Raw genomic sequence first — 23,586 nt, 5'->3', positions numbered from 1 at the left:
AGAGTTGGCGAAAACGGCAAATGCGATAACATGCTGTCGCGTGTCGACCTGCGGCCCGGGAATATGAATGTTTGCCCATTGGCGTGACTTCCGCCAGATATCCCTTATTATTGCTGATTCTCTTCAGTCTGCTGGCTCTTGGCAGTCTGTTTACCGGATTGCTTTTCGGCAGCGTTGACATTCCTGTTTCCGGCATTATCCAGGCACTGCTGTCGCACGTGGACAGGAACGATAGCATCGTGCATCAAATTATCTGGCAGCTTCGCTTGCCGCGTGTGCTGGCTGCGTTTGCCTGCGGCGGTCTGCTGGCTCTTGCGGGGTCGCTGTTACAGGTATTATTACGTAACCCGCTGGCTGATCCTTATATCCTGGGGGTATCCGGCGGAGCCGCAGTTGGTGCGCTCCTCGCGATGCTGCTGGGATGGGGGCTCATGCTGATCAACGTCGCCTCCCTGGCTGGCGCATTGACGGCAATTGCCATTGTATTTGGCTTGAGTTATCGCGCCGGCGACTGGAATCTTTATCGACTGCTCCTGACAGGCGTAGTGTTGTCCGCTGGTTGTACCGCGTTGACCACGCTTATCCTGACCCTGGCGCCAGCCAGCGATGTAAAAGGCATGCTGTTCTGGTTGATGGGGGATATTTCCCGCGCAGAAGAGTCGCTGTCTGCCTGGACAACGCTGATTCTCGTAGCGAGCGTGAGCTTGCTCTTTTCCGGCAGTCTCAATGTTTTGAGCCTCGGCCAGATGAAGGCAAAAACGCTGGGCGTTGCAGTATTGCCGTTGCAGGTCGGGATCTATTTTTGCGCATCACTGGCGACCGTCGCGGCGCTGATGCTGGCAGGCGCAATCGGTTTCGTCGGTCTGATTGTGCCGCATGCTATCCGCCTGCTGGGCATCAATGATTTTCGCTGGCTGCTACCCTTGTCAATACTTTTGGGAGGCAGCTTTCTTACACTGGCTGATACTTTGGCCCGCACGTTGTGGGCGCCCCAGCAATTACCGGTAGGCGTACTGACAGCCTTGCTGGGTGTGCCGACGCTGTTGGTGCTGCTATCGAGAAAACGTTGATAGATTTATCCTGGACCGGCGCCAATAGCGGGCCCCGTGTTAACCGCGGCGTACGTTCATCGTAACCTGCTATCGTTTTTTATGCCAGTTCAAAAATGAGCGTTTGGGTTATTGATCGACCCAACGCCCGATCTTGCGATAGCCATACCGCATCCGCGCCATTGCCAACTCTTTCATGTATGGCTGCAGCGCCGTTTTGCGGGTCTTGCAACCGGCATGCCAGCCCCCGCTTCCTTCAGTACCGCAGCAATCTGCTCCACGCTGAACCGTTTCGTCTTCATACAAAACTCCTTTCTTCAAAAGTAAGTTTCGCTTAAGACTGACATCGTCGCTGGCTACATTTTTGCAGAGCCGGTCACCCTTCAGATTTGTACACCAAGGCCGTAAAACATCTAAGGATCCTGTAAGGATTCTGTTTTCCGACTTGACAATCTCGCAACAGCTTGCCCCGTGCACTGCATGGCTTTACAACCAGGGAGCGCATTTTGAATTAATTAACAAAAAAAAGTTTCAATCATTATTGCTGTGGCATTCGTTGCAGGCTGCGCCGATAGAGGGCAAATCCTGTATCTGTTAATACTTATAAAGACCTCTTGTGAAAGGATAGACAAAGTGTTCAGAAAAAAAAAGCTCAGTGAACCGCAAAACCAGATAACCGGACTCGTCGGTGTAGATACCCAAGTCCACGGCGATATCAACTTTCAGGGAGGGTTGCGAATAGATGGCCGTGTAATCGGAAACGTTACTGCATTAGGCGACAAGCCCAGCACGCTGGTAATGAGTGAGGGAGGGTTTGTTCAAGGTGCGATCCAGGTTTCGCACGCGATTATCAACGGTACTGTGATAGGTCCTATCCATACAGATGAGTATCTTGAACTGCAAGCCCAGGCCAAGGTCTCGGGAGTAGTGTCTTACAAAAACATGGAAACTCAGATGGGAGCAACGGTCAACGGCATGTGCCATCATCTGGATAACCCAAAACCCGGCAGTAATGTAGTGACTTTAATTCCCCCCAGCGAAGGCGACTCACCTTCGCTCCTGCGCTTTACGCTTGAGTTGGACGACCAATAAACGAGGTCCTTCCGGCAAAGCGCATGAGCGTGCACATACGGACTACAATCCCCAGAAGAACGCAAAATCGCTGCCTCAGGATTCCTGCATTCAAGGCAGGTGCTGTGCTTAAGGCCACGGATGCCCTGAATCAGTGTTACAGGCGCAAAACCGTATCGGGATTCTCGTCACCACTTTCGAGACCTCGAGGCCACGTGCCGGGAAAACATGTCACCCTGCTCCACCGTCAGGTGGAGAGATATGACATGGCGCAGGCGAGATGATAACCAGATGTAGGGTAGCAATACGCCTTCCCCGCAGCAAAACGAAACAAACCCAGTAACCCTTACCCTTAAAAGAGGAGAGACCATGAACAGGAACGAACTCATTGATGCAATGGCGGCGAAAACCGGCTCCACCAAAAACGATGCCAACCGCGCCGTGATGGCGTTGACCGAAATCATTGCGGATACTCTGAAAAAGGGTGATTCCGTCTCCCTGATCGGCTTTGGAACCTTCGAGATCCGTGAGCGCGCAGCGCGCACCGGCCGCAATCCCAGGACAGGTGAAGAACTTAAAATTGCCGCATCAAGGGTTCCGGCATTCAAGCCAAGTGCTCCACTCAAGGCCGCGGTCAACGGCGGATAAAGGGGGAGAGGGTATTTCGTATATGCGAAAATACCCTCTGGCCACTTCAGCAGTCCCTTCCATATCGATTCACGCCACCTTCTGCTCGCCTCTTTCCCTCATCATATCCATGAAGTAGGCGGTGCGTCCTGCCGGCTTGGCTGGCGGCGTGAAGTGCCACGTTTGACTAGCGGATTGGCGACAAACCCTAAGGAGCGCGAAACGTTCTCGAACGGCTGTTCTTCAGGGATAAGGTTCAGCCGCGCTGGATTATGCGGCATAATTCACCCTTTTCAGTTTCGCTGTAATGAATGCTGTCCAGTTATCGTCATGGCATCCCGCGCCGTCGTCCGTCTCAACCCGCGCTCGCGGCTGGTTGCAGAATCGCGGTTCGCTTACCCAGCTCATCCAGCAGCGCTGCTGTAGAGAGTTTAGCGTTAAACCTGTATTCCAGTCGCTGGCCAAAGTATGCGGAGACGAACTTGCCGTGATGAACTTGCGCCGGAATGAACTGGCCCTGGTACGGGAGGTATATTTGTATTGCGGCAGCACGCCGGTGGTATTTGCCCACTCGGTAGTGGCGAGGAAAGATCTGCGGGGCGCATGGCGCGGATTGAGTGGTCTCGGTAACAAGTCGCTAGGCACCGTATTGTTTACCAATCCTGTGATAAAACGCACACCGCTTCGATTCAAAAGATTGAATTCAGCGCATCCGCTTTTCACCCGTGCCTGTCGGGGTTTGCAGGCAAAACCGCCCGGTCTGTGGGCGCGGCGCTCCTTATTCAGCCTGCATGGGCAATCCATACTCGTTACCGAAGTATTTCTTCCTTCCATTCTGGAGTTGGCATAGTGACGTTAACACAGCGCCTGGGTCATTATGAAAAGCTGATGCGCCTGGACAAGCCCATCGGTATATTGCTGCTGCTGTGGCCGACATTATGGGGCCTGTGGCTTGCCGCCGGCGGTATACCCAACACGGATATTCTGGTGATATTTGTGCTGGGCACGGTACTAATGCGCTCCGCCGGCTGCGTCGTCAACGACTATGCCGACCGTAATTTCGATGCGCATGTCGAACGCACCAAAAATCGTCCCCTGGCCACCGGCAAGCTGAGCTCCAAAGAAGCCCTGCTGCTAGCTGCCGGATTAAGTCTGTGCGCGTTTCTGCTGATACTGCCGCTCAACCGGCTCACGCTTGAGCTGTCGGTGCTTGCACTTTTTCTCGCCGCAAGCTATCCATTCACCAAGCGCTTCTTCGCCATGCCCCAGGCGTATCTCGGCATTGCCTTCAGCTTCGGCATCCCAATGGCTTTTGCCGCGCAAACAGGGGAAGTACCCTGCATGGCCTGGCTATTGATGGCGGCGAACCTCCTTTGGGTAATCGCCTACGACACAGAGTATGCAATGGTGGACAAGATCGACGATCTCAAGATTGGCATCAAGACTTCCGCCATTACTTTCGGCCGGTTCGATGTGGCGGGCGTGATGCTGTGTCATATCATTTTTCTTGGCATGATGACCGCGATAGGAGTTATCCATCAACTGGGCGTTATTTACTATGCGGGTCTAGCGGCTGCGCTGGGACTGATACTTTATCAGTACCGCCTGATTCACGACCGCGACCGGGCGCACTGCTTCAAGGCTTTTCTTCACAACAACTGGGTGGGCGCAACGATATTTGCCGGCATTGCGTTTGATTACCTTCTAACGGCAACCTTATAAGCGATCCCCATGAAATACAAGGATCTGCGCGATTTCATCGCCCAACTGGAAAATCAGGGCGAACTGAAACGCATAAGCGCCGAAATCGATCCCCATCTGGAAATGACCGAAATCTGCGACCGGGTATTGAAAGCAGGCGGTCCCGCCATTCTGTTTGAAAAACCCAAGGGGCATACCATCCCCGTGCTCGGAAATCTGTTCGGCACACCCCGGCGTGTGGCGATGGGCATGGGGCAGGATTCGGTTGGCGCGCTGCGGGAAGTCGGAAAACTTCTTGCCTATCTGAAAGAGCCCGACCCGCCCAAAGGCTTGAAAGATGCATGGGATAAATTCCCCGTGCTGAAGCAGGTACTCAATATGGCGCCGAAAGAGCTTTCGCGAGCCCCGTGTCAGGAAATCGTATGGGAAGGCAAAGACGTGGATCTCGGCAGGCTGCCAATCCAGACCTGCTGGCCGGGAGATGTGGGCCCGCTGATCACCTGGGGGCTGACCGTCACCAGAGGCCCGCACAAGACGCGTCAGAATCTGGGTATTTACCGGCAACAGGTGATCGGGCCCAATAAACTGATCATGCGCTGGCTGGCCCATCGGGGCGGAGCGCTGGATTTTCGCGATTTTTGTCTTGCTAATCCCGGACAGCCTTACCCCATTGCCGTGGCGCTGGGGGCCGACCCAGCGACCATACTTGGCGCGGTAACGCCGGTGCCGGATAGTTTGAGCGAATATCAATTCGCCGGTTTGTTGCGCGGCGCGAAGACTGAAATCGTCAAATGTCTGAGCCATGATCTACAGGTTCCAGCCAGTGCCGAGATTGTGCTGGAAGGATACATCTATCCCAGCGAGACGGCTGTGGAAGGCCCGTTCGGGGACCACACCGGCTACTACAACGAGCAGGAAACCTTTCCTGTATTCACGGTGGAGCGCATCACCATGCGGCGCGACCCGATCTACCATTCCACCTATACCGGCAAACCGCCCGACGAACCTGCCATACTCGGCGTGGCGCTCAATGAAGTATTCGTGCCCTTGCTGCAAAAGCAGTTTACGGAAATCGTAGATTTCTACCTGCCGCCGGAAGGCTGCTCCTACCGCATGGCGGTGGTGAGCATGAAAAAGCAGTACCCAGGCCATGCCAAGCGCGTCATGTTCGGCGTGTGGAGCTACCTCAGGCAGTTTATGTACACCAAATTCATTATTGTCACCGATGATGACGTTAATATCCGTGACTGGAAGGAAGTCATCTGGGCCATTACCACGCGGGTCGATCCTGCGCGTGACACGTTGATTGTGGAAAATACGCCGATCGATTACCTGGACTTCGCCAGTCCGGTGTCCGGCTTGGGTGGAAAAATGGGGCTGGATGCTACCAATAAGTGGCCGGGGGAAACCGATCGCGAATGGGGTGCGCCGATTGTGATGGATGCGGTGGTGAAGACGCGGATTGATGGAATGTGGGAAGGGCTGGGATTGTGAATAACAATAAGGATAAGATTATCAAGCCGAGCATTACAATGCATAATTTATTTGTCGTACAGAGTAGGTTTTATGCTGTTATTCAATAATACAGTAATTGCGAATCCGAAAAGGCCCGGGAGAGCGTCTACTCTCCGCTCTATTTTCCCTTATTACGCTGGCTATTCGACTCAATTTGCAGAGCAGCTGTTAAATTCTTTAGAGTTGCAAGCTGACTCGGTAGTTTTGGATCCTTGGAATGGCGGTGGTACAACAACACATGCCGCGACAAAATTAGGATTTTCAAGCATCGGATTCGATTTAAATCCCGTCATGGTCATAGTTGCTAAGGCAAATCTTTTGCCGGCACATGAGGCAAGTAGTTTAATGCCTATTGCACAATCTATCCTTAAACAAGCCCTAGCACATCAAAATGATCATGCAGGTGAAGAGCCTCTTCGAGAATGGCTGTCGCCAGAAAGTGCCCGATGTGTGCGTCAGATCGAAGTAGAAATAAATAAAACATTAGTTTCGTACTCAGACCATAAATCGGTCCAGACAAGCGAAGGATTAAACGCCCTTTCCTCACTTAGCGCTTTTTTTTACGTTGTACTATTTAGAACAACTCGGAGGCTTTTGATAGATTTCGTTCCGAGTAACCCTACTTGGATAAAAAAACCAAAAAGCTTATACCGACGGAAGCGTCCCACATTTGAGAAGATACAAGCAGTATTTCTCAATGAAATAGATCAGATGGGCATGATGCTTCAAAAAATAGCCTGTTTTCCTAGGAAATATAAAGTGCCAATAATGCTAGGCTTGGGAAACGCCGAATCCCTAGCTCTAACATCTAATAGTGTGGATGCTGTAATTACTTCTCCACCTTATTGCACTCGTATTGATTACGCGGTTGCAACAGCAATTGAGCTGGCAGTTTTGAGGTTCTCTAATCAAAATTTCCAAGTACTCAGGAAATCGTTAATGGGCACTTCAACAGTTGAAGCCAAAAATATCAAAATTTCTGCCTTGTGGGGGAATACATGTGCCCAGTTTTTATCTGCAGTTTATTGTCATTCTTCAAAAGCTTCTCAAACTTATTATTATAAAAATCACTTACAGTACTTCAATTCTCTTTTTGAGAGCGTAAAGGAAATATCTAGAGTCTTGAAACCTGAAGGAGCGTGTTTCCTTGTTGTACAAGATTCTTACTATAAGGATATTCATAATGATGTGCCGACAATTACCTCAGAAATGGCTGCCGTTTATGGGCTTGACTTGCTCAGAAAAGACAATTTTGTATCAAATAGATCAATGGTGGGTTTAAATCACAAAGCAAAAAAATATCTTAAAACGCGGCAAACGACCGAAAGCGTTCTCTGCTTTAGAAAAACTTGAATGGGAATAAATATGGCAAGCCAACCTCAAGCTAGTGAAGTAGTAGAGCTAATTCAAGACGTCGATCTGCAATTAAGAAATGTCCATACTCAAAGTCTGGATATCTCATTTAATGAATTGGCAAGTATGGTTGCTGAGGGTGAGTTGGATATAAGCCCAGACTATCAAAGGCTATTTTTGTGGACAGAGGGTGCGCGATCAAGGTTTATAGAATCTCTATTGTTGGAAATGCCTGTACCACCTATTTATGTAGTTGAAGAAGATGATGGGAAGAAACTGCTTATAGATGGACTCCAAAGATTATCTTCATATCTTCATTTTAGAGGGATGCTTGACGCACCGCATTTAAAACCGCCAGTCGTCCAAGGTCAGCAATTAGAGCTACAAGATTGCGACATAATTAAAGCGCTGAACGGAAAGACATATGACGATTTAGGGACGGCATTACAAATCAAGCTTAAACGTTCATTTGTTCGAGTGGAGGTTGTAAGAAAAGGCAGTAACCCGAAATTTAAATATCATATGTTCAAACGACTAAACACTGGAGGTGAAGCACTAACACATCAGCAGCTGCGAAATTGTACAATAAGACTGTTAGACCCAAATTTCAATGACTTCATAATTAATTTAGCTGATTCAAATTCTGATTTTAAAGAATGCATTTCGACTATATCAGAAGTGCAATGGTATGGAGCTTATGATAAGGAGTTAGTTCTACGATTTTTTGCCTTTAAAAATTGGCGAGCCCAATTTAGGCATGATGTTGCGGATTTTTTGACAGAATATATGGAAGCTGTTTCTGATCCGGAGCATGCTGAGCCATTTGATTATCTTAGAGAGGGGCAAGTGTTCGCGAAGACGTTCCGAATACTTAAACTTACGCTTGGTGATAATTCCTTTAGCCGAGCAAATGGTAATTTGACAGCGCTCGTTAGAGCTTTCGGCGTCTACCATTACGAAGCTTTTACAATAGGTATCCAAGCGGTGATCGATGGGATAAATGAGAATGATCCAGAGCAAATAGGTAAGCTGACGAAGCTGCTAACACAAATCAAATTAGATCCCGTTTTTGTTGGATTAACAACGGGTGGTGGCAAAAATAGCCCTGGCCCTCTGAACGATAGAATCGCTTTCGTAGAGAAACGATTACAAGTCGGGCTATGAATATCGAAAGCTTCCGTGCTCAACTCGAGGGTGAGTTGACCTGGCGCACTCAAGAAATTTTATTTTTTCAAAACCAATGTGAAAAGTTAGATAGCGCGGAAGAAAAGGACAAGTTTCGTCGAGCATTAATTCTACTGCTTTATTCTAATTTTGAGGGATATTGTATATTTGGGTTTAGTTTATACATCAGTGCAATCAACGAGGCTCAGTTGGATTGTAAGGATGCAAACTACTCACTCGTGGCGGCTACACTGCATGATGTGTTTGTTACATTACGCGGAGTAAAAAAAGCTAAAGAATTCAAAAATACCGATCCAGATGACTCACGGTTACATCTCTTTGCCCGGGAGCGAGATTTTGTCGAGCACTCATCTGAAATCTTCAAACGCAAAGTTCTAATTTCAGATGATGTCGTAGATACTGAATCTAATCTTGGTCCCGTAGTCCTCAAGAAAAATCTATTCAAACTGGGCCTACCATATACAGAGTTTGAAGAGTACGAAAAGGAAATAGATCAGCTGCTGAAACTTAGGAACAAAATAGCTCATGGTGAGACGAAACAAGGTATTTCAGTAAAGCTGTATGAAACAATAAGAGCTTCCGCATTTAAAATAATGAGTGGAATAACAACTAATTTAACAAATGCAATTGGAAGCCAAATGTATTTATTGCAAAACGTAGTAGGACATGACTACCCTGGTTTTCGGGGATGACGTCACTGCCAGAAAGTTCTACTTTTTGCTTGTCTCTTAAATGGGGAAGCTTACGGGGTAGGGTCAGTAGCAGATTGCGGGGCGCGCTAAAGAGTAGGTGGCATCATTCCCCGATGAAATATCCATGCAACCCCATAAGCAATCGGGGCGATGATCCCGAACAAGGCAATCGCATAAAGCAATGCCAGTTTACCCATTCCTCTGAGTTTGCTGAAATCGGTTATGACGCCGATGCTGAGGAAGGTCAGCATGAACATCATGGTACGCATTGGCCCCTCTACCGCAGCCGACGTTTGATGCAAAGTTTTGGCAGTTTCAGGTCCGGTGGAAGCAATCATGATGTATGAAATCCACACTAGGAGATAGCCCAATACGAATTTGGGAAACCGGTGCCAGATTTCCATGAGTCCAACTTTGGATTGCCCCGGCTGGCGCTCCACTTTGTATACCCATACAAGCGCCAATACAAAAGCCCAGACGCCAATAAACATGTCAATCCAGATTTTAGTGGTCAGTGAAGCCATTAAAATCCAGCCTTCCTTCCATCTCACGCCCAGATTAGTTTCGGCATTTGCCCGCATCAATTCGTCAAGCATCGCGCCGGCTGCTGCATCGGCGCCATCGGTTTTGACCGTCAATCCCAGCGCAGACCCGTTAACGATGGGCTGATTTGGGGCTATTGCGGTATAAAAGCCGGGCAGGATGATGAGCTCGAACATGGCGAAGATCACAACCAGTATCGAGACGACGACTGGAATTACCGGACGGGCGCGGATGGCGCCGGCAGTGGCTATTGCAGCCGATACGCCGCAAATGGAAATGCCGGAAGCGAGTACGGCCGAAGCATCACGTGACAGATGGAACACTCTTCGGCCGAGAGCATAGACAATTGGCCAGAACAGCATATAGGCAACAAAGGTAGCCGCAACACCGGTTATGACCAGTTCTTTAATGAAACCGGCCGCCTCCATGGACATGATGCCAATCTTGATGCCCAGAAACACGATTGCCGTTTTGATGAACCATTCCGGTTTCGCGGCTTCACTGAGAAAACTTGCAGTACCTTTGAAAAAATTACCGATAATCAGCCCGATCACGAGGGCCAGCAGATAAGAGAAACCACCCCCAAGAGACAATCCCCAGGATAAGCCGAATTTGTCGAACTCATTAACAGGTACCTTGAAATGGGCTTCCTGTCCAATGATCCATATGGCCCAGGTCATTACAAAAAGTACGGTCCATCCGGCAAGGAACCGTTTCAGGTCGAATTTCATCGCTGATGCCGCCAGGCAGGTCAGCGTGGTGAATACCAGATAGGTTACGAGCCAGGACGATATTGGATGCCACCCCTGTTTGGCACTCGGTTTCAATGCGGTTTCAAGCGAAAATTCACCCCATACCCAGGTGCCGGGTTTTGCCATCCATCCAGTCAGATCCAATCCCCAGAGTGAACCGACGCTTGCAACGAACATTGTGAGCCCCAGCCAGACAGCCCACCAGTCCTCCGTTCTTGTCATGCCGGAATACCACTTTCTGTTCATTTGGCTTATTTCCTGCTCCTGTTTACTGCATTTTTAATATGGGTGATTTCAAATTCAACCGGACGTAACGATTGAAATAATGATAGGCGTACTGCCGTATCCAGGTCGGGATACAGCTATAGTCAAAAGCCATGAATACGGTAACGTGAACATTCTCGGGATATAATTCCCTATCCAGCAGGCATCTGGTCAGGTCCTGGTCCAGCTCCAGCAAAGTCTCTCCACAAGCTTCGAAACTTGGGTGGTAAGCGATCCACTTGATACCGTCATGTATCAACCGAACCTCCAGATCGGCTTTCATCCGTTTATCCGGGGAGCAGGAACAAGTCTACTAAAACACCCAGGATTAGAAGTCCCGCGAGACCGATACCTATACTCCACAAGCACAGCTGGGTTTCCCACTTTTCCCATGGCTCGGGTTCCCCCAGAACGGATCGATTGGATAATAACTTGCCGACATCTTCAAGGGACTGATTGTCAATCCCGTTCTTCATACCGTTTGTTGTCATCTTTTTCTCACAGATAAAGGGTCTGCTTCCATTTCTTCTAGACGAAATGAGTTCCCATCCCCGAGCATTACCGTAAACACCGGTCTCGCGGATGAAATCGAATATCGGATACTCCAACTGGACTATAGCTTTCGGGAGAATGGCTTTCAATAGGTAGTTTCTGATACCTCAGCGAGACCTCGGGTTTTACCTCAGGGCCAGACTCTGTTTCGACTCAGATTATCAAGCGTAATCCGACGGGGACGCGCGTTGGTCCGCACAAGCCGACAGAATAGATGCGGACTAATCGAATGGAATTATTACGAGACTGATGGGAATGAGGATATGAGCGCCTGACGATCTGTAAAAGCATTGATCGCAATTATTACGCCGAGCGCAAGTATGATGATGTGTAACCTGGCAGACTCCTCCTTTCGATGACGGATCAATGCACATTGCAATTACAAGGTGGCTCCTCGCACTGTGACACTTGTTGATTACCACCATGTAAACGTAGATGTTTACGCTGTCTTTGAGAGAAATGACCGTCAGTGCCCGCGCCCGCATGCGGACCGGTCCATTTATCTCCTGGTTTTAATCTTGCGATACATTACCCTTGGTTCATCGCCTACTACGCAGACTGTCAACACTCCGACACGCCGCAGAGCAGCTGATCGCAGCCCGACCAATGGCAGCAAGTCCGCTCGCAACTACCCCAGCAGATAGAGTCGAACGGCCAAGGGAGGCAGGTACGATTATCCTGGACAGTGCATCCCTCTCCCGGCGGTGTACAAGGCCGCTCAGAACAATTCGTTCCGTCAGGGCGGCAGCATCGCTGCGACCAACCCGTTTGTGCATCGCATCGACACGGGCCACATACCGGTGGCTGTGAAATGCAGCCACATTCTATCCTGCAAAACCTTATGCACTGAGCATGCTCCCTGCCAATGAGACCAACACAGCCCTCCCTGCATTCACCCAGGCAGGCCAGATCACACGCTTGTGGCTGTACGACGCTACCATCCGCATTAAAACCCGGCGTCGCCTGGTAATATCCTCTCGTCCTGTAGATCGAGGACTCGGCGGTAAAACCTGGTATCTTCATGTTCATTTCGCATCTCCTCTTAGCGTTAGCCCTTAAACGGGTTGCGGCTTTATCACGCAGCCCAACATTGATGCATCGCTTTGTTCGGTTACGGCTTCGCTTATCTCAACGAATTACAAACTCGTATCATTTGGAAGCCGGGTAAGAGTCAGTTTGGTTATTTGTCACTCGAACCGCAGTCGCGGCAGGCATTTCATTTATAGATGGCAATGCAGGAAAAACAAGTGCTTCGTATAGCTTCATACCGCGCAATGCGCGCCGTTTATTTTTCCCCTAAATCTGCTTATCCGGCTGCAGGCGGTCATTTGGGGCTAATGAAAATCCCGGCTTCCCACGATGAGATTACCCAGCAAATGACTATGATCAACCAGCCGCTTGGCGATCACATGTCTGACATCGCTCTCACATTGCCATACGCCATACACCGTTAAAAGCCTTGAGTTCAATGCCTCACGGCGGTGCTTCTGGACAACTTGGTTCCATACCACGACATTCGTTATCCCGGTCTCGTCTTCAAGTGTTACGAACATTACGCCATTGGCGCTTCCTGGGCGCTGCCGGCAGGTCACGATGCCGGTTGTTCGGACTAGCCGCCCCGCAGGGTAGTTATTCAGCTCCATTGCCGAATGCAGATTCATTCTGGCTAGTTTTGGACGCAACAGTGCAAGCGGATGCCGGCGCAGGGTAAGCCCCGTGCTGGCGTAGTCAGCGGTAATTTCTTCTCCTTCAGGCGCGGCCGGGATAGTTGGTAGCGTTTCTCTTACCGGAGCATTTCGCATCAGGTCTCGTTGTTTTATGTGGGAAGCTACGGCCCAGAGCGTTTGTCGCCGATGGCCTGAGAAGGTGCATAACGCGTCGGAACTGGCGAGAGCGCGCATTTCAGCAGTATTCAGCGATGCGCGGTTTGCCAGATCGGTCGTGTTTTCAAAAGATGAGCTTGTCCTTGCCTCGACAATGCGCTTGGCTGCTTCCAGGCTCATCCCTTTCACTCTGTTCAAGCCTAACCGGACAGCGGGTTGTATTAGCTGAGAAGACTGAGAAGAATTGTCTGCCTGTTCTTCAAGCGTGCAATCCCACTCGCTGACTATCACGTCCACCGGTCTGATATGAACGCCATGCCGCCTGGCATCCTGAATCAGTTGTGAGGCGCTGTAAAAACCCATGGGCAGACTGTTCAGCATTGCGCACAGGAAGGCGGCAGGTTCGTGGCATTTAAGCCAGGCCGACACATAAACCAGCAGCGCAAAGCTTGCAGAATGCGATTCCGGAAATCCATATTCGCCGAAACCCTCGATTTGGCGGAAGAGCCGTTCAGCAAATTCCAGGGTATAACCTCGACTGGTCATTCCATCGATTAACTTCTTATGGAAGGGGCCTAAGCCCCCTTTTCTTTTCCAGGCAGCCATGGATCGGCGCAACTGGTCGGCTTCGCCTGAGGTGAAGCCGGCGGCCAGCATTGCCAATTGCATTACCTGTTCCTGGAAGATCGGTACGCCAAAGGTGCGCTCCAAGGCGGTTTCAACTCCCTTGCCTGGATAATCAACGTCTTCTAACCCCTGTCTGCGGCGCAGATAAGGATGCACCATATCCCCCTGAATCGGTCCTGGGCGGACAATAGCGACTTCTATCACCAGATCATAGAAAGTCCGGGGCTTCAAACGCGGCAGCATGGACATCTGTGCGCGAGATTCGATCTGGAAGACGCCGATAGTGTCCGCCTTGCAGATCATGTCGAATGTTGCTTCATCTTTTGCCGGAATATCCTGCATCTGGAATGACGCGCCGCGCCTGGCGGAAACCAGATCGAGCGTGCGGCGGATGGCTGATAGCATGCCTAGCGCCAGCACGTCAATTTTCATCAGCCCTACCGCTGCCAGATCATCCTTATCCCATTGAATAATGCGGCGATCCGCCATGGCGGCGTTTTCGATGGGCACGATACGGCACAGCTTGTCACTTGAAATGACAAAGCCGCCTACATGTTGTGATAAATGTCGCGGGAACCCGTATAAGACTGGAATCAATTGAACCAGCTTCCGGATGATCGGACTGTCGGGATCGAAGCCATTCTCGGTCAGGCGCTGGCTAATATCCGAAGTTTTATCCCACCAGGCAAAGGAAGCGGATAGCCGCCTGATCCTTTCGACATCCAGCCCCAAAGCCTTGCCAATGTCCTGAATGGCGGAACGCGTACGGTAGGTAATGACCGTGGCGGCAATGGCAGCACGGTCCCGGCCATATTTCTCGTAGATATACTGGATGACTTCCTCGCGCCGCTGATGCTCGAAATCGACATCGATATCGGGAGGCTCGTTGCGTTCCCTGGAAATAAACCGCTCAAACAGCAGGCTGCTGCGTTCCGGATCGATCTCGGTAATACCCAGGCAATAGCAGACTGCCGAATTGGCCGCCGATCCCCGCCCTTGGCAAAGAATACCTTGCGACCGGGCGAATCTTACGATATCGAATACCGTCAGGAAGTAAGGTTCATAGTCCAGATCGGCGATTAGTTCTAATTCATGTTCGACCTGTGCTCTGACCTTGTCTGAAGCGCCGTGCGGAAAACGTTGCCCCATGCCTTCCTCAACCATGCGCCGCAGGTAGGCCGCGTTTGTTTCGTTTGTCTCCACCAGTTCTTCAGGATATTCATAACGCAACTCATCCAGCGAAAAGGTACAACGTGCCGCAAGTGAAACCGTCTCCTGCAAGAGTTTCGGCGGGTAGGCTTGCCCCAGCTGCAATCTTGTGCGCAGATGCTGTTCCGCATTAGGCTGCAATTCATAACCGCATTCGCTCAGCGGTTTGCCGAGACGGATGGCGGTCATGGTATCTTGCAGAGGTTTGCGGGAACTGTCGTGCATATGCACGTCCCCCGCGGCGACAAGTGGCATGCCCGTGATATCCGATGCCTGCCGTATTCTCTCGAACAGCAGATCTTCCCCGGCATGAAGCAATAGCTCGACAGCGGCCCAGCAGCGTTCCGGGAATAGCGACATTGCCCAGTTCATGTCTTCTATTAAAGAACTGTCCGCCTGATTGAAACGAGGGATCAATAAGACCAGGCAATCCTGCAGTAGAGCAAGATGAGGCGCATCGGGGCAGCTTTCGAAATCCGCGCGGCTTATACGGTAAGTCCCTTTCACGGCACGTTGCCTTGCCAGTGTTATCAGCTCGCATAGATTGCCGTAGCCATCCCGGTTCATGGCCAGGCAGACCAGACGTAATCCATCCTCCAGAATGAATTGGCTGCCGATCAGAAGATGCAGACCGGCTTTTTTGGCTTCGGAGTGGGCTCTTACCACTCCCGCCATGGAGCATTCATCCGTGATGGCCAGTGCGGTATAACCCAGGGTTACTGCACGCTCCACCAGTTCTTCGGGCAGGGACGCTCCCTTCAGGAAGCTGAAGCTGGAACAGCAATGAAGTTCAGCGTAAGGAGGGTAAGAGGGAACAGGGGAATACATGATTACCCGAATAGTCCCTGCAAATACCAGCTCTTGCTTTCTTTGCCTTTTTTATCTTTTTCTGCCGGAGTATGCTCGCAGTAGATCCATAACAATTGGCCAAGCTCATTTTCCGCAATGAAATAATTGCGTGCGATCAGCGCATCATCCCACCAGCCCGCCTCGATCCGCTCTGGCCCTTCAATCAGCTTCAACGGCGAGCCATAGACCGGTTGGTGGCGTTGCAGCTTCAGTTCCAGGGGGGGGTCCGCCAGCCAGGCAGGGCGAGCCCATTCCGTTGGGATTATTTCCCGATGTGTTTCCCTCAATCCACTTATTCCCAAAGGTTCAAATCTCTGGCTGCATTCCGGACGGTGGTCGGAGACAACTTTTAAACCCGTGATGGCTTGCGAGCCTAAACGGGAGGTAAGTTTCTCGATAAACCGGTTTAGTGAAGTTGCCTCCGATTGCGCGGTGGGGAACAGTTCCAGATTGCTATCCGCCCCCGTTGTTATTTCGTCGGCTATCAGCTCCAGTTCCCAAACCGGGACGATTATTTTCGTACGCTCCAGACGTTCGCGGAGCAAAATCATTAAATGCCTGGAATCACTGCTTTGTTCAGAAAGCCTTATGTTTATGGGAGTGGATTTGTGCGGCTGACGGAGGGAATATTCGTGGTGCAAAACAAATGAAAATGCCGAAACCGCCGCGTGTCGAGCAGCCAGCCAGCCGCACATCTGCTCGATCATACGTTGCACGGGAACCAGCAATAATTCGACACTTTCAACTTGTGCCATCAATCTCATTTTTTGCTGAAAATATTCCGGTACTTCCAGCCACTTTTGCGGATCGGGAGAGTCGCCATAGGCACGGTCCAGTTCTATCGGCAACTTCGGACCAAATCGGCGTGCTATTCCGCCGCGCGGCAACTGCTGTAACTCCGCCAGCGTTTTGCAGCCTATGCCGTGAATAACTTCAAGATGAGGCTGGGCCGATTCCAGCAAACTGACGGGCAGGGAATCGAGCATTGAACGGAACTTGGCACCTGCCCCGTTGATGACGGTTTGCGGCGATGCGGAGCGCGCCAGCAGCCATGCTCCCCCAGCGGTAGGAGCAACACCCGCGCAGAGTTGCAGGCCTTGCGCAGCCACTGCCCGGTTGAGTAATTGGCACAACTTTTTCAGACCGCCAAACAATTTCAGGCTGGCGGAAACTTCAGCAATGAGGCCGCTGCCTTGCATCACAATATTTGGCGTGAAACGCAAGGCAGCATATGCCGCTTCTTGCAGCGCTTTCATTTCTTCGTTCGGATCATGCTCCACCACTACCAGATCAGGAAAAAGAGACAAAGCACTGGCCAGGGATTGATGAGCCGTCACGCCCTGCTGTTGCGCCGGCTTATTGGCCTGCTGGATATACACTTGGTTACCCTTGCGAACAGTCACCGCCATTGCAGGAATCAACGCAGCGGGAAACCGGCGCTCAATCCAGTCAAGCGATAATGTCGGGCAATGAAGAGCGATCCACAGCATGGTGTCGGGCTGAAGCGGGCAAGGACGCAATGGAGCTGGAGAAGCTTCTGGTCCAGGGGAGAGAGATGCGAATCGGCAAGGCAAGCGGAGCCCCCCGGCGCTTCAGCAGGTACAAGGAGAGAGTATGTCTTCGCCCTGAATCGAGCAGTATTCTTAACGGGGCTGCGGAGGGTTCAAATTGCGCGCTTACCGGTCTGAACAGGAAAACGAGGCTGGTGGCGGTTCGCGCAATGATTTGCAGCCTGCGTGTCGTTTGCTGGCTTACCTCGGGTAGCCAGCCGATAACAGTCCCGAAGGCGGCGCTCTTGATGCCCTGTTCAAGCACCCATAATCGCTCGGCAGGCTTGTAAACCCTGGCAATCACAATACGCTGGCTATCGATGTCTAGGTGTTCCCATGCATGCATATAAGGAATATAAGGCGGACTCACCAATAGAATATTCCTCCCGCTCCGGGTGGTCTGCTCAAGCGATGGACTCAATAATCTTATTTCCCCCAGCCCTTCTGCCGGCAGCAATAACTCGATGAGATTGCGAGTAGGCCATCCCCCTCCGGGCAATTCCTTGTCCAGTTTATCGAAGCCGCTGGAAATAATCGGATCAGTTGAAGATCCCAATGCATCTCCACGCCAGATCCTGTTTTTGAATCGTGCTTCGATCTGTAAAAGCGATGGCGGAGTCGAGGATGCCGAGGGCGCCGAGGTCGAGGGGGCGAGCATTGACATGGCGCAACCTTCATCGATTACCGGCTGGAACCGAGGCGGTGTCCCGCAATCCGGTTTTTTCGGAACAGGCCGACGTAAAACCCGTAGATTTCCAGTTCCTGCTCGGGCCGGATGGGCGGGTAGTCCTTGCTTCGCCTGTCGTTTCGCGCTTCGAGGTAATAACCTTCCTGATCTTTGGACAGGACTTTGAGCGTGAATTCGTTATCCACGATTGCCAATACAATCTGACCGGGCGAAGCCGAATGGCTGCGTTCGATAATCACCATATCGCCCTCGAGTATTCCCAGATCAGTCATCGAATCGCCTTTGACGGGAAACAGAATGGTTTGAGAGGGATTCTCGATAAGATAATCGTCTATGCGCAGCAATTCAGGCTGAACATCCGAAGCCTGCTGGGGTAATCCCGCCCGGACCGTATGCCCGACCGTTCGCTCGAAAAAGCGGGGCCCCGGACGTAGCCGGCCACCCGGCGCATTTTCCAGAAAGCCTTCTTCCTTTAAACGCTGAACGATCTGATGTGTCCAGGAACGCGCCTTTCCGTTCCACAGCACAGACAATTGCGTTGTCGAGGGAATAATTTTTTCCCGGGCATAGTAATCCTGAAGCTTGCCGAGGTAGGAAAAGATATCCAGTTGCTGCATGATAAAAATGAATTGAGAACAATTGTCCTCATTATAGAGAACAATTGTCCTCAATTCAATTCAAGCGGATCATTTATTGGTGTAAACCCATTCAGACAATTGATCGGTTCCCCTGCTCAACTTGTGCTGGTTTTGCTATAATGCCCACATTTTTTATACGGGGTTTTGCTTTTTATTGTTTTTCCCATATAAAACCTCTGCAATCAGGCCGCCAGCGCTACGGTCGCAGTAGGGCTTGCAAGCACCACGAATGCCACCCCGTTGGCATTTAGTCCAATCGTTTCAGCCGCCTCGCCATTTTCTGTAATCGTTTTGTCAGCAAGGGCGCTTACACTCTGCGTAGTTCTGCAAAGCCTATGAGTAGATTAGGGGGTACTAGATGAAGCATTGGCGCATTCAGCAATCCGCCGGGGTGTCATATGGGTTTACGCTGCTTGAGTTGCTGGTTGTAATGGTCATCATCGGTTTGCTGGCGGGTTATGTGGCGCCCAAGTATTTTTCCCAAGTGGGAAAATCCGAGGTGAAGATGGCTCAAGCCCAGATTGATTCCCTCGAGAAAGCGCTGGATCAATATCGGCTGGACACCGGGCGCTATCCAACCACCGAACAAGGGTTGGATGCGTTGATGACACGCCCGCCCAACGAGCTGAAATGGCAGGGGCCTTACCTCAAAAAGCAAGTGCCGCCCGATCCCTGGGGGAAGCCATATGTCTATAAATATCCCGGCGAGCATGGGGACTATGATTTATTTTCCTACGGCAAGGATGGCCAGTCTGGCGGCACGGGTGAAGCAGCGGATATCACGAACTGGTAGGTTGCGATGCGATATGAAGTAAAAGCCGTACTGGCCGGACAGGGCATGGTATTCCTGGAACTCGATGCCGATAGCAGGGAAGATGCGCGTCTTCAAGTCATAGCCCTGGGCGGGGCAGTATTGAATATCCGGCGGAGATTCACCGGGTGGATGCCAAAGCCCAGATCACGTTTTCCCCTCGCACATTTCAGTCAGGAGCTGCTTTCCCTCCTGGTAGCCGGGCTCAGCCTGGTGGAGAGCATTGAGACGCTGGCTGATAAAGAGCAGGATACGGGTGTGCGCAAGATCATCGAGGGGCTTCTTGCGCGGCTCTATGAGGGAATTAACTTCTCGCGGGCACTGGAATTCTATCCGCAAGCTTTCCCGCCGCTCTACATCGCTACCGCACGGGCGAGCGAGCGCACCGGCGATCTGCCTGAAGCATTGACACGTTTTATCGCCTATCAGACCCAGATGGACCTGGTTCGAAAGAAGCTGATCGGCGCCTCGATTTACCCGGTTCTCCTGCTGATAATCGGGCTGCTGGTAGCGGCATTTCTGCTGATTTTCGTGGTTCCAAAGTTCAGCGCCATTTATGAGGATATCGGGGCGGACTTACCCTGGTTATCCGTGCTACTCATCCGATGGGGGCATTTCGTGCATGAGCAGGGCTGGCAACTGGCAGGGATTGCAATGGCCGTGCTAACCATTACTGTCTACGCGATAACCCGGTCATCTTTCAAAGTGCGGTTGGCACAACAATTATGGCGCATTCCAGCCATCGGAGAACGGATGCGGGTTTATCAGCTTGCGCGTTTTTACCGGACTCTGGGCATGTTGTTGCGTGGTGGCATTCCGATTGTCAAAGCGCTGGAAATGGTGGCTGGCTTGCTCGAGCCGCACTTCAGGCCAAGAGTTCAGGCTGCCGCCGCCCGCATCCGCGAGGGAAAAACAATTTCCAGTGCGATGGAGATGGAAGGGCTGACTACGGCGGTTGGCAATCGCATGCTGCGGGTGGGCGAGAGGACCGGCCTCATGGGAGATATGATGGAACGCATCGGAAATTTTCACGATGAAGAAATTGCACGCTGGGTGGAGTGGATGACCAAGCTGATCGAACCGTTGTTAATGGCTGTGATCGGTGGTGTGATCGGAGGAATCATCATCCTCATGTATATGCCGATATTCCAACTGGCGGGAAGTGTCGGGTGAGTAATTAATCAAGCGCTCTTCATGGCAGGTTGCACATCCAGATATCGATGGGTAACTGCTCTTTCAGGATGGATTGGCAAGTTCTGCGGCTATAGACTCTATTGGCCGTACCGAATAGCTGTTAATAATAAATAATATCCACCGTTCGGCATGAGCCGATACCAGCGGCAGAATTCAGCCGCTGAATTTCTACCTGGTCGCTCCCCATACTGGCGCTCTACGAGATTCCGCTCGTAAAAATAGAATTGCAGGCGGAATTTCACGTTTTTCTTGCGGTGGTCTGTTCCTGAATCGTTCAATAATAGTGTGAAGGGATTTGATTATGAACGCATCTGTCGGGGTAGCATTGAATAAGGAAAGTGATCTGGGGCAAAGGGAGTTCATATCACCGTTGCGCCCGGAAAAATCTGGCGAAGCGGGATTGGTTTCCCTGCCCTCGTCCGCCATGCCGATTGATGCCTATCAGCTTGCCGAGGCGCGCAGCGAGGCGTCGAAGCGAGGCGTTTCGGCGATCAGCATCCTGGAAGAAACTTGCGGATATGGGCCGGATCAACTCGTTGCGGAACTGGGCCGGTTGCTTCGGATGCCCGTGTTGACAATGGAGAGTCTGCGGTCGGCCACTCCCGCGTTCGAAATATTGCCTTTCAGCGAAGCCGTTACCAGGGAATGCGCTTTACTCCAGCAGGATGGGCGCCATATTTTCGCCATTGGGAACCCTTTTTCTCCCAGCTTGGGAGCCTGGGCCGAGGAATATATCGATGTCGCAGCGATATGGCATCTGGTCCATCCGGCCGATCTCTCTGCTTTTTTCGCACAGCAGGAGCAGACTATGCGCGCAATGGACAGCGTGCTTCCTGCGGCGGAACATGGCTCTGTACAGTCCGGCCAGGAAGATCTTTCGCTAAAGACGATAAACGAGGGCACCAGCCCCGTGGTGCGGCTGGTGCATTCGACGCTATATGACGCCCATAAATCACAGGCAAGCGATATCCACCTTGAAATGGTGGCGGGCGCATTATCCATCAAATACCGGATCGATGGCGTACTTACCACGATTGGCGTGATGCAGGGTGCAGATCTGGCGGAACAGGTCATCTCGCGCATCAAAGTGATGTCTGATCTGGATATTGCCGAGCGTCGCGTACCGCAGGACGGCCGCTTCAAGATTTCCATTCAGGGACGGGAGATCGACTTTCGCGTATCGATCATGCCCAGCGCTTTCGGGGAGGACGCGGTGTTGCGGATTCTAGACCGCCAGGCGCTGGCCGATCATGTTGAAGGCCTGACCCTTGATCATCTCGGGTTCGACCAAACCACCATCTCGAATTTACGCCGCCTGAGTTCGGAACCCTATGGCATGTTGCTCGTTACAGGTCCAACCGGTAGCGGCAAGACTACGACGCTTTATGCCGCGATTTCGGAAGTCAACAAGGGCTACGATAAAATCATCACCATCGAAGACCCCATAGAGTACCAGTTGCCCGGTGTGCTGCAGATACCTGTCAACGAAAAAAAGGGACTGACTTTCGTACGCGGCTTGCGCTCGATTCTGCGCCACGACCCGGACAAGATAATGGTTGGCGAAATCCGCGACCCGGAAACAGCGCAAATCGCCATACAGGCGGCGTTGACGGGTCATCTTGTATTCACCACGGTCCATGCCAACAACGTTTTCGATGTCATCGGCCGTTTTTCGCACATGGGAGTGGACCCCTACAGTTTCGTTTCCGCCCTCAATGGCATTGCCGCCCAAAGGTTGGTGCGTCTGCTTTGCACGCATTGCGCAGTGGAGGAGCGTCCGGACGAGCGGCTGATTGCGGAATCCGGAATTGATGCCGGGCAGGCTGGCGAATTCAAGTTCCGCAATGGCAGGGGATGCGGCCAATGCCGGGGAAGCGGTTATCGCGGACGCAATGCAATCGCGGAGATGCTGGTGTTGAACGATGAAATTCGCGAACTCATCGTTGCGCGCGAGCCCATACGCCGGATAAAAGAGGCGGCCAGGCGAAGCGGTACCCGCTTCCTGCGCGAAGCGGCGCTGAACATGGTACGGAATGGGCAAACGAGTTTACAGGAGGCCAATCGTGTCACTATTGTGGCGTGATCGGATTCAGGTTTTTTTTGCTCCTGGCCGAGTCGACCTGATACGTTCATATCGAGGGATAAAGCCGAAGCAGGCTGACCGGCGTGCAGCGGTGTGCGAGCGGATACCCGGCGCCCCGGTGTGGGAAGCGGTGCTTGCACAATTGAAACAGATGCTTGCCAATGAAACGGGCGCAGAACTCTCCATTATTATCTCCAATCATTTCGTGCGATACGCGGTGATACCCCCGCAGTCAAGGATCGAAACGCCCGAGGAATTGCACACCTACGCCGCTTTTCAAATGCGCGAGGTATACGGAGAGCGGGCGTCGGAGTGGTCGCTCAGCGTCAGTTCCTGGGATCCGGGGACGGGGGCTGTCTGTGCAGCGGTAGAGAACAGGCTTATCGAACAATTGCAAGAGCTTGCCGTCCAGTCCGGGATGAGGCTGAAAGGCATAGAGCCCTACCTCACCCGAGTATTCGATCACTGGCACAACCGCTTCGGTAACAGCCGGGCATGGTTTGCCTTGATAGAGACCGGCCGTCTTTGCCTGGCCTCACTGGAGGGTGGCGCATGGCGACGAATCAGCAATCAGAGGATGTGGCATCCACTGGAAGACGAACTGCTTGCGGCGCTTGAGCGTGAAGCACTGCTTTTTTCCACGCCCGGGGAGGCGGTGGAACCTGTCTATCTTTTTGCCCCTGAGCACCCGGAGTTTACCCTCCCAGATGATTGTGGGTGGCGGGTTGTTCCGCTGCAGACCGAAGGACCGCCTGCTCCGCTGCATTATCCGCATTTCCTGTCGGCTGCCGTGACCGGGGCAGCGTAAGT

General features: G+C 51.7%; 19 protein-coding genes and 1 pseudogene. 13 read left to right on the top strand and 7 right to left on the bottom strand.

The features are described 5' to 3' along the window. The first annotated feature begins 83 nt into the window (after positions 1–83). The 9 genes and pseudogenes from BMX66_RS08495 (at position 84) to BMX66_RS08455 (ending at position 9,193) form a co-directional block, all read left to right on the top strand. The gene (locus tag BMX66_RS08495; protein WP_090881124.1) at positions 84–1,070 is read left to right on the top strand and encodes a FecCD family ABC transporter permease; all 987 of its coding nucleotides are present in this window, start codon (positions 84–86) and stop codon (positions 1,068–1,070) included. A gap of 612 nt (positions 1,071–1,682) precedes the next feature. Next, positions 1,683–2,141, top strand: a complete 459-nt coding sequence (locus BMX66_RS08490) for a bactofilin family protein (RefSeq protein ID WP_090881121.1) — start codon at positions 1,683–1,685, stop codon at positions 2,139–2,141. Positions 2,142–2,438: 297 nt separating this feature from the next. Beyond that, a pseudogene (locus tag BMX66_RS08485) lies at positions 2,439–2,768 on the top strand (HU family DNA-binding protein); the annotation flags it as partial. 286 nt (positions 2,769–3,054) lie between these two features. Continuing rightward, positions 3,055–3,597, top strand: a complete 543-nt coding sequence (locus tag BMX66_RS08480) for a chorismate--pyruvate lyase family protein (RefSeq protein WP_090880874.1) — start codon at positions 3,055–3,057, stop codon at positions 3,595–3,597. Then, complete coding sequence (gene ubiA, locus BMX66_RS08475) at positions 3,597–4,469, top strand: 4-hydroxybenzoate octaprenyltransferase (protein WP_090880870.1); 873 nt, start codon at positions 3,597–3,599, stop codon at positions 4,467–4,469. Before BMX66_RS08480 ends, ubiA begins: the two co-directional genes overlap by 1 nt. A 9-nt stretch (positions 4,470–4,478) precedes the next feature. Further along, positions 4,479–5,942: a 4-hydroxy-3-polyprenylbenzoate decarboxylase gene (ubiD, locus tag BMX66_RS08470; RefSeq protein WP_090880867.1), complete on the top strand. Its 1,464-nt coding sequence runs from the start codon at positions 4,479–4,481 to the stop codon at positions 5,940–5,942. Positions 5,943–6,014: 72 nt separating this feature from the next. Further along, positions 6,015–7,316: a DNA methyltransferase gene (locus BMX66_RS08465; RefSeq protein WP_090880864.1), complete on the top strand. Its 1,302-nt coding sequence runs from the start codon at positions 6,015–6,017 to the stop codon at positions 7,314–7,316. Between the two features lie 12 nt (positions 7,317–7,328). Further along, positions 7,329–8,480: a DUF262 domain-containing protein gene (locus BMX66_RS08460; protein ID WP_090880861.1), complete on the top strand. Its 1,152-nt coding sequence runs from the start codon at positions 7,329–7,331 to the stop codon at positions 8,478–8,480. Next, positions 8,477–9,193, top strand: coding sequence for an MAE_28990/MAE_18760 family HEPN-like nuclease (locus BMX66_RS08455; protein ID WP_090880857.1), 717 nt, complete (start codon positions 8,477–8,479; stop codon positions 9,191–9,193). The genes BMX66_RS08460 and BMX66_RS08455 overlap by 4 nt, the downstream gene beginning before the upstream one ends. Positions 9,194–9,279: 86 nt before the next feature. On the opposite strand, the gene BMX66_RS08450 is transcribed toward BMX66_RS08455, so the two are convergent. From BMX66_RS08450 to BMX66_RS08420, 7 genes are all read right to left on the bottom strand, one after another. Further along, positions 9,280–10,734 (bottom strand): putative sulfate exporter family transporter, encoded by a 1,455-nt coding sequence (locus tag BMX66_RS08450; protein ID WP_255398870.1) that lies wholly within the window; start codon positions 10,732–10,734, stop codon positions 9,280–9,282. 22 nt (positions 10,735–10,756) lie between these two features. Then, a complete protein-coding gene (locus BMX66_RS08445) occupies positions 10,757–11,035 on the bottom strand; it encodes a DUF5395 domain-containing protein (RefSeq protein ID WP_090880851.1) in 279 nt (92 codons plus the stop codon). Between the two features lie 4 nt (positions 11,036–11,039). After that, positions 11,040–11,243, bottom strand: a complete 204-nt coding sequence (locus BMX66_RS08440) for a hypothetical protein (RefSeq protein ID WP_090881118.1) — start codon at positions 11,241–11,243, stop codon at positions 11,040–11,042. A gap of 1,395 nt (positions 11,244–12,638) precedes the next feature. After that, positions 12,639–15,791: an error-prone DNA polymerase gene (locus tag BMX66_RS08435; RefSeq protein ID WP_090880847.1), complete on the bottom strand. Its 3,153-nt coding sequence runs from the start codon at positions 15,789–15,791 to the stop codon at positions 12,639–12,641. Positions 15,792–15,793: 2 nt separating this feature from the next. Then, positions 15,794–17,302: a Y-family DNA polymerase gene (locus BMX66_RS08430; protein ID WP_090880843.1), complete on the bottom strand. Its 1,509-nt coding sequence runs from the start codon at positions 17,300–17,302 to the stop codon at positions 15,794–15,796. Further along, positions 17,262–18,026 carry a translesion DNA synthesis-associated protein ImuA gene (gene imuA / locus BMX66_RS08425; protein ID WP_255398869.1) on the bottom strand — a complete coding sequence of 255 codons (765 nt, stop codon included), beginning with the start codon at positions 18,024–18,026 and terminating at the stop codon, positions 17,262–17,264. Before imuA ends, BMX66_RS08430 begins: the two co-directional genes overlap by 41 nt. Positions 18,027–18,043: 17 nt before the next feature. Further along, on the bottom strand, positions 18,044–18,667 hold the full coding sequence (locus BMX66_RS08420) for a LexA family protein (protein ID WP_090880840.1): 624 nt from the start codon (positions 18,665–18,667) through the stop codon (positions 18,044–18,046). Positions 18,668–19,046: 379 nt separating this feature from the next. Here BMX66_RS08420 and gspG point away from each other — a divergent pair, with 379 nt between their 5' ends. The 4 genes from gspG to BMX66_RS08400 all read left to right on the top strand — a co-directional run bounded on the left by gspG (position 19,047) and on the right by BMX66_RS08400 (position 23,584). Continuing rightward, positions 19,047–19,481: a type II secretion system major pseudopilin GspG gene (gspG, locus tag BMX66_RS08415; RefSeq protein ID WP_090880837.1), complete on the top strand. Its 435-nt coding sequence runs from the start codon at positions 19,047–19,049 to the stop codon at positions 19,479–19,481. A 6-nt stretch (positions 19,482–19,487) separates the two neighbouring features. Continuing rightward, positions 19,488–20,672 (top strand): type II secretion system F family protein, encoded by a 1,185-nt coding sequence (locus tag BMX66_RS08410; RefSeq protein ID WP_090880834.1) that lies wholly within the window; start codon positions 19,488–19,490, stop codon positions 20,670–20,672. A 445-nt stretch (positions 20,673–21,117) separates the two neighbouring features. Continuing rightward, the gene (locus BMX66_RS08405; RefSeq protein ID WP_090881113.1) at positions 21,118–22,776 is read left to right on the top strand and encodes a GspE/PulE family protein; all 1,659 of its coding nucleotides are present in this window, start codon (positions 21,118–21,120) and stop codon (positions 22,774–22,776) included. Then, positions 22,757–23,584: a hypothetical protein gene (locus BMX66_RS08400; RefSeq protein ID WP_090880831.1), complete on the top strand. Its 828-nt coding sequence runs from the start codon at positions 22,757–22,759 to the stop codon at positions 23,582–23,584. Before BMX66_RS08405 ends, BMX66_RS08400 begins: the two co-directional genes overlap by 20 nt. The last annotated feature ends 2 nt before the right edge of the window (positions 23,585–23,586 follow it).

The sequence above is a fragment of the Nitrosovibrio sp. Nv6 genome (assembly GCF_900110495.1).
Lineage (GTDB): Bacteria > Pseudomonadota > Gammaproteobacteria > Burkholderiales > Nitrosomonadaceae > Nitrosospira.
Note: the sequence above shows the minus strand (reverse complement) of the source record. Positions and strands in the feature narration are given on the sequence as shown.

What these genes read in the sequence shown, in the direction of transcription:
- BMX66_RS08480 (WP_090880874.1), top strand. Translation starts at nt 3,055, where the DNA reads ATGAATGCTGTCCAGTTATCGTCATGGCATCCCGCGCCGTCGTCCGTC.
- ubiD (WP_090880867.1), top strand. Translation starts at nt 4,479, where the DNA reads ATGAAATACAAGGATCTGCGCGATTTCATCGCCCAACTGGAAAATCAG.
- BMX66_RS08465 (WP_090880864.1), top strand. Translation starts at nt 6,015, where the DNA reads ATGCTGTTATTCAATAATACAGTAATTGCGAATCCGAAAAGGCCCGGG.
- BMX66_RS08460 (WP_090880861.1), top strand. Translation starts at nt 7,329, where the DNA reads ATGGCAAGCCAACCTCAAGCTAGTGAAGTAGTAGAGCTAATTCAAGAC.
- BMX66_RS08455 (WP_090880857.1), top strand. Translation starts at nt 8,477, where the DNA reads ATGAATATCGAAAGCTTCCGTGCTCAACTCGAGGGTGAGTTGACCTGG.
- BMX66_RS08450 (WP_255398870.1), bottom strand. Translation starts at nt 10,734, where the DNA reads ATGAACAGAAAGTGGTATTCCGGCATGACAAGAACGGAGGACTGGTGG.
- BMX66_RS08445 (WP_090880851.1), bottom strand. Translation starts at nt 11,035, where the DNA reads ATGAAAGCCGATCTGGAGGTTCGGTTGATACATGACGGTATCAAGTGG.
- BMX66_RS08440 (WP_090881118.1), bottom strand. Translation starts at nt 11,243, where the DNA reads ATGACAACAAACGGTATGAAGAACGGGATTGACAATCAGTCCCTTGAA.
- BMX66_RS08435 (WP_090880847.1), bottom strand. Translation starts at nt 15,791, where the DNA reads ATGTATTCCCCTGTTCCCTCTTACCCTCCTTACGCTGAACTTCATTGC.
- BMX66_RS08430 (WP_090880843.1), bottom strand. Translation starts at nt 17,302, where the DNA reads ATGCTGTGGATCGCTCTTCATTGCCCGACATTATCGCTTGACTGGATT.
- imuA (WP_255398869.1), bottom strand. Translation starts at nt 18,026, where the DNA reads ATGTCAATGCTCGCCCCCTCGACCTCGGCGCCCTCGGCATCCTCGACT.
- BMX66_RS08420 (WP_090880840.1), bottom strand. Translation starts at nt 18,667, where the DNA reads ATGCAGCAACTGGATATCTTTTCCTACCTCGGCAAGCTTCAGGATTAC.
- gspG (WP_090880837.1), top strand. Translation starts at nt 19,047, where the DNA reads ATGAAGCATTGGCGCATTCAGCAATCCGCCGGGGTGTCATATGGGTTT.
- BMX66_RS08410 (WP_090880834.1), top strand. Translation starts at nt 19,488, where the DNA reads ATGCGATATGAAGTAAAAGCCGTACTGGCCGGACAGGGCATGGTATTC.
- BMX66_RS08405 (WP_090881113.1), top strand. Translation starts at nt 21,118, where the DNA reads ATGCCGATTGATGCCTATCAGCTTGCCGAGGCGCGCAGCGAGGCGTCG.